This is a genomic window from Sandaracinobacteroides sp. (assembly GCF_057137845.1).
In genome coordinates, this window is record NZ_DBNHFX010000056.1 from 1 (window position 1) to 2,859 (window position 2,859).

Annotated in this window: 2 protein-coding genes; one reads left to right on the forward strand and one right to left on the reverse strand. The window is 66.0% G+C overall.

Going from position 1 to position 2,859, the window contains the following annotated elements; genetic code table 11:
- Positions 1-2,198 (reverse strand): heavy metal translocating P-type ATPase (locus tag AC16JP_RS02730; protein WP_484339068.1); only part of this gene is annotated, 2,198 nt, incomplete at its 3' end.
- A gap of 254 nt (positions 2,199-2,452) precedes the next feature.
- Between AC16JP_RS02730 and AC16JP_RS02735 the strand changes: the two genes are divergently transcribed.
- A partial coding sequence (locus AC16JP_RS02735) for a Crp/Fnr family transcriptional regulator (protein ID WP_484339069.1) occupies positions 2,453-2,859 on the forward strand: 407 nt, incomplete at its 3' end.

Consider the following 2,859-nt stretch of genomic DNA (forward strand, 5'->3'; position numbering starts at 1 on the left):
GCATTGGCCATCGCCGGTGCATCGTTCACGCCATCGCCAACCATTGCGACGTCGCCATCCTGCCTCAGGCGCCGGATCGCCGACACCTTGTCTTCGGGCATCAGGTCGCCCCAGGCTTCATCAAGGCCGACTTCGGCAGCCACAGTTTCGGCAACACGCTGATGGTCGCCGGAAATCATGATCATCCGGCTGATGCCCAGCCCACGCAGCCTGCCTATCGCGGCGCGTGCTTCCCCGCGCGGGGTGTCCATCAGTCCGATTGCGCCAAGGTCACGGTCGCCGTGGCGAACGGCCATCGTGGTATGGCCGCTCTCGCGCATTTCCTCGATCGAGGCGCGCACGGCGGGTGAAAGCGCGGCGATGCCATCATTGCCGAACATCTCGGCCTTGCCGATCAGCACGACCCTGTCGGCAACGGTCGCCGACAGACCAAGGCCGGTATGGGCACGCAGATCGGCCGCCGGTGGAACGGGCGCGCCTTCCAGATGCGTGCGCCCGTCGCGGACGATTGCACGTGCAAGCGGATGGTCGCTCAACGCCTCGACCGCTACCGCCACCGTCATCAGTTCGCCGGGTGTCACGCCTTCTGCCGGAGCGATCCGGCGGATGCCCGGCTCGCCTGCCGTCAGCGTCCCCGTCTTGTCGAACGCGATCGCCGCAAGCGCGCCCAGCACCTCAAGCGGTGCCCCGCCCTTGATCAGCACGCCAGATCGGGCCGCCCGCGCCACGCCCGAGAGGACAGCGCTTGGCGTCGCGATGGCGAGCGCGCACGGGCTGGCGGCTACCAGCACCGCCATCGAGCGATAAAAGCTGGCGCTGAACGGCTCGTCGATCACCAGAAATGCAAACAGCAGCAATGTCGCCAAACCCAGCACCAGCGGCACGAACAGGCGCTCGAACCGGTCGGTGAAACGCTGCGTCGGCGATCGGCGCGTTTCCGCTTCAGAGACCATCCTGACCACCCGCGCAATCGTCGTCTCGCCTGCACGGCGCGACACTTCGATTTCCAGCGCGCCTGCCCCGTTGATGGTGCCGGCATACACGCGCGAAGCCGCAGCAACCTGTTCGGGGCGCGCCCTTGCGTCTGCCACATCGGTAACGGCCACCTTATCGACAGGTACGCTTTCGCCCGTCACCGGCGCCTGATCGATGCTGGAATTGCCGGAAACCACGAAGCCGTCAGCGGCCAGCCTCTCGTGCGGCCTGACGACCACCAGATCACCGGGCGCCAGTTCGCTAACGGCAACCTCGACCAGTTCCCCTCCCCGCTTCACGGTTGCGGTTTCAGGGGCAAGTCTGGCCAGCGCACCGATCGCGGCCCGCGCTTTTCCCATCGCGAAATGTTCCAGCGCATGGCCAAGGCTGAACAGGAACAGCAACAACGCCCCTTCGGCCCACGCACCCAGAAGCGCCGCGCCCACCGCCGCAACCAGCATCAGGCTGTCGATTTCGAGGCGCTTCAGGCGCAGATTGTCGATTGCTTCCCGCAGCGTGAAAAAGCCGCCAGCCAAATAGGCGCCGGCATAAAGCGCGATGGGCAGGGATGCCGGCGCACCCGGAACCGCCCGCTCGATTGCGAATCCCCCGGCCAGCAACACCCCGCACCCAAGCGAGGCCACCAGTTCGCCATGCTGGCCAAAGATGCCGCCATGCGCGCCATGATCATGGCCGTGGCCCGATTCATGCACGTGATCATGTGCATCGCCATGTGTATGATCGTGTTCGGCCCCGGCGGCGACGCGCGGCGCCAGCGTAGAAATCGGGCCTATGTCGAACGCCGCCAGCGCGCCCCGCAGCGCGGCTTCCGTCGTTTTCTGGCGATCATATTCGATGCTGATGGCGCCGGTGCCGCTGGCCTGCGCCTGCAGAACGCCCGGCATCCGCGACAGCGTCTGCGCAACCGTCCGCGCGCGGCGTGGGTGCATGCTGGCGGCGGTCTGCCACAGCAGGTGGCCGATCCGGCGGGTGATCTGTGCGCCTGCTGCCTCGGCAAGCTCGCGGATGCGTGAAATCGACGCCAGTTCAGGGTCATAGTGGATGCAAAGCAGCGGTTCGGCGCCTTCCCGGCTGGCAACATGGGCGCTGATGATGCCGGGGCGCGCCTGCAATTCCTCGACCAGCCTGCCGACACATGCATCGTCGGCGTCCGGCACCTCGGGCAGGACGACGGGGATTTCGAACTTCAGCCGGTCGATCATCGATACGCGCCCTTTTCGCGGTTCGGGCATCTGCATCCGATGTTCCGTGCGGTATGGCAATGCCCCCAGGGGCATAGCGCGCGCGAGGGTGCGACGAACTGCGCCTTGCCCGGCGGCCTGCACAGGCCCAGAGGTGCCGCCAAGTTTCGCGCCAGTGGTTTACAGGCGCGATCAGATCGCCCATCCTGCCAGCAGGACGGGGCAACGATGGACGGGGTTTCGTGCAACAATCTCCGGCAAGGAAGCTTCACTCGATCACCGGCGGCAAACCGTCGGCTGCGCAGAACCGCTGCGAGGTTTGCAAGGTCAGGCACCGCGCAATCTGCTCCGCTCTCGAACCGGACGCGCTGGAAATACACAGCCGCGAGGGGCGCGTGCAAACGATCCCGCGCGGCCGCACCCTCGTCTGGGAGGGTGAAGACGCCGCTCTTGTCGCCAATGTCACCGAGGGCGTGCTGAAACTCTCGATCTCGACCAGCGACGGGCGCGAGCAGATCGTCGGCGTCGTCTATCCATCGGATTTCATCGGCAGGCCGTTTGGCGACCGCAGCCAGTATAGCGTGACCGCACTGGTTGATTCCAAGGTCTGCATGTTCCCGCGATCCGCATTCGACCGCTTCGCCCATGAACACCCCGAACTGGAACGCCGGTTGCTGAACCG